Genomic DNA, 2,923 nt, shown 5'->3' on the forward strand with positions numbered 1-2,923 from the left:
AACCACCTGTATTTTTTTCTTTTGTTTGGTAGCCAGCCAGTGTGCGAAATGCAGAGCAGACGTTGATTTTGTGCTGCCCCCTTTCTCATTAACGAAAGAGATGACGGACATATTACTGCATTGCTCAATTACTGCATTAATTATGCCAGAATGAATGGTTTGGACTCCGCTGAAAAGGACTATTTTAGGTGGAGTCAGTGCCAGCGGTTAACGGATTCATTAGAGTTCCAGGGTTGCTGGATTGACCTGTCCAAACACTGTTTTAGGTGGAGTTGTTATGAGAACCTAACCCAAGCCGCCGATTAAGGAAGCGAAACCGAATAATGAACGAGATTATTTAACTCCGCATGAGATGGAGCGATTAATAGCGGCTGCGAAGAAAATTGGGCGTTATCCACACCGAGATTCTATGCTCCTGCTCTTAATGTACCGTCATGGCTTAAGAGTTGGAGAAGCAATTAACTTGCAATGGAAAGATGTAAATTTCACCACCAAACATCTTTATGTAAAACGGCTAAAGAGAGGCGCACCCTCCAATCAACCTTTATATGGTGATGAAGCGTCGAATAACAGATTATTTGTCCTCTTAATAAATTGTTGTCGTTGAGCGTTTCTATCACTGCCAAAGCCTAGATATATTTGGATGAAGAAAAGTTGGAGTTAGGACAATTATGGCTTTAAAGAGGAATCTATACCTAAGTGTTACTTAGCCTAAAACCCCTAATGTAAAAGATTTGAAAAGGTTTTGGATTAACAACACTAATGTATTAATAGCGACAAATAATTTGTTATCTGACAGTACTGTTACTTGGAGCAGTTGCATTCAACCTGAAGGATTAAGGGAACTGGACTGCTATTTGCGATTGCTAAAAAGCAATTCAATCATGGCTTCCACAATGCGATCAAGTGTCATGCTCATCACATTTTTACCGTGCAAAGTCTCCATCACCAAATAGTAATAAAGCAGCATCCCTTGAATAATCCATACCACCGCCTCTGGATCTGAACTACGAAGCTGTGTTGCTTCTTGCAAATATCCAGTAAAAATTTCCAGGTTCGGCTTCTCAAACTGCTCCACGTACAACTCGGCTAGATGAGGGAAGCGTCCAGACTCCCCCACAATCAAGCGGTAGAAGTTCATTCGCCTGGGGTCGAGGTTTTCCGGAAATAGGCTTTTAGGAGCGAGTAGGCGCAGCTGTTCAGCAGGATTGGCAGGCAGGGGTTCAGAAGCAAATACTTCTTGAAAATGCTGTTGTGCAGTGCGCTCGACAATCGCCGCAAACAGCTTCTCCTTACTCTCAAAATAGCTGTAGAGTGTTTCCTTCGATACACCTGCCGTTGCTGCAATCCGAGCCATGCTGGTAGCCGTGTAGCCATGCTGCAAGAACTCCTGCATGGCACCTTGCAAGATTTGCTCGGCTTTAGCGGTTTGCTTTGCTCCTCTAGACATTGCTTTGTCCTACTTATCGAACCGTACAGTCTAGCCCAAAAAATCACCCGATTGGATGACCCGATTGAAGTAAGACACGATCAAACCGTACAGCCTAGTCTGGTATTAATCGAACCGTACAGTCTAGTTCGCCATCCATTCTAAAGGAGATTTCGATGCTTCATCACATTTCGCTCGGCGTTAACAATCCTCACCACGTAGCCGAAGTTTTGGCAGAAATCATGCAGGGTAATGTAATTCCCTTTCCGCCCAATCCTGGGAGTTATGTGGCGCTAGCAGGAGATGAATTTGGCACAATGATTGAGCTTTACCCAACGGGAACTGAACTGATTCCGAATGCCTGGGAAGGTCAGGCAGGATTTCAGCTCAATGAACAATCTTCTCAATATAGCTCTATCCATGCGGCTATCTCAGTTCCCATCAGTTTAGAGGAAATCGAGCGAATTGGTGAACGGGAAGGATGGCGAGTGTTTGCGGCGAATCGGGATGGCTTATTTGATGTCGTCGAATTCTGGATTGAGAACCGCTTGATGCTGGAACTGCTGACTCCCGCGATCGCGCCAAAGTATCTCAATGTCTTCAGTCCACAGCAGTTGAAAGAATTGAACAGTCAGTTAGGGATGGCGGATGCCCGCAGGTAGTAGTGAGGCAGCGATCACTAGTTGCAAGGTTGATTTCCTACACTTTTCAAACGCAGGAAATCAACTTTGTTTCCACACTTTCTAACTAATGCTAGCTAGTAGAATTGAAGCCTCCTTTATTAAGGGATGTAACTAGATGAACATCCAAACCAGTGTACAAATCACAATTAGTGCGGATGTTGAGCGAGTGTTTGATTATTCAATTGATTGTCAAAACTTGCCAATATTGTTCACAGGCTACCAATCAATTCCTGCCATTTTGAGTGCAAGCACAACCGATGAGCTACCGCTTCACGAGGGTAGTATGAGGATTGTGAACAATAGCGATGGTTCTGCGATTGCAGAAATCATCACCACACTACAACGCCCCAGCGTTCAAGCCTACAAATTGATTCGAGGATTCCAGCCTCCCTTTGCATGGCTAGTTCATTCTGCTTCTGGTAAGTGGTTATACAATGCCACCAATCGAGGTACACACATCACCTGGACGTTTGAATTTAAGATGCAACATCTGCTTGCTTATCTTTTCTTTCTCACAGTTGTGAAGCGTCCGTTTCAAACAGCTCAAAGAATTTGTCTTGAGAATCTCAAGAGAGCCGTTGAGGAACGTGATTGTTGCGAACTATCTTGTTAGATAACAAATTATTTGTCGCTATTAATACATTAGTGTCGTTAATCCAAAACCCTTTCAAATCTTTTACATTAGGGGTTTTGGGCTAAGAGGATGTTTGAAAAGTGGTGAGGGGTTAAATATTATGCCAACCGCCTGACCATGATACGGATCATTGCCAGATAAATAAAAGTCTCCGATGTTTCTGGCAATAACTCATAA

Annotated in this window: 3 protein-coding genes; 2 read left to right on the forward strand and 1 reads right to left on the reverse strand. The window is 43.6% G+C overall.

Features of this window, described 5'->3' with window-relative positions; genetic code table 11:
• Positions 1-853: 853 nt before the first annotated feature.
• A complete protein-coding gene (locus H6F66_RS08400) occupies positions 854-1,450 on the reverse strand; it encodes a TetR/AcrR family transcriptional regulator (protein ID WP_190420164.1) in 597 nt (198 codons plus the stop codon).
• Between the two features lie 155 nt (positions 1,451-1,605).
• Between H6F66_RS08400 and H6F66_RS08405 the strand changes: the two genes are divergently transcribed.
• Both H6F66_RS08405 and H6F66_RS08410 read left to right on the forward strand, forming a co-directional pair.
• Entirely contained in the window at positions 1,606-2,091 is a 486-nt protein-coding gene (locus tag H6F66_RS08405) for a hypothetical protein (RefSeq protein ID WP_190420166.1), read from the forward strand.
• A gap of 136 nt (positions 2,092-2,227) precedes the next feature.
• Positions 2,228-2,725, forward strand: coding sequence for an SRPBCC family protein (locus H6F66_RS08410; RefSeq protein WP_190420168.1), 498 nt, complete (start codon positions 2,228-2,230; stop codon positions 2,723-2,725).
• Positions 2,726-2,923 lie beyond the last annotated feature (198 nt).

The sequence above is a fragment of the Trichocoleus sp. FACHB-6 genome (assembly GCF_014695815.1).
In the GTDB taxonomy this organism is placed as follows: domain Bacteria; phylum Cyanobacteriota; class Cyanobacteriia; order Cyanobacteriales; family FACHB-T130; genus Funiculus; species Funiculus sociatus.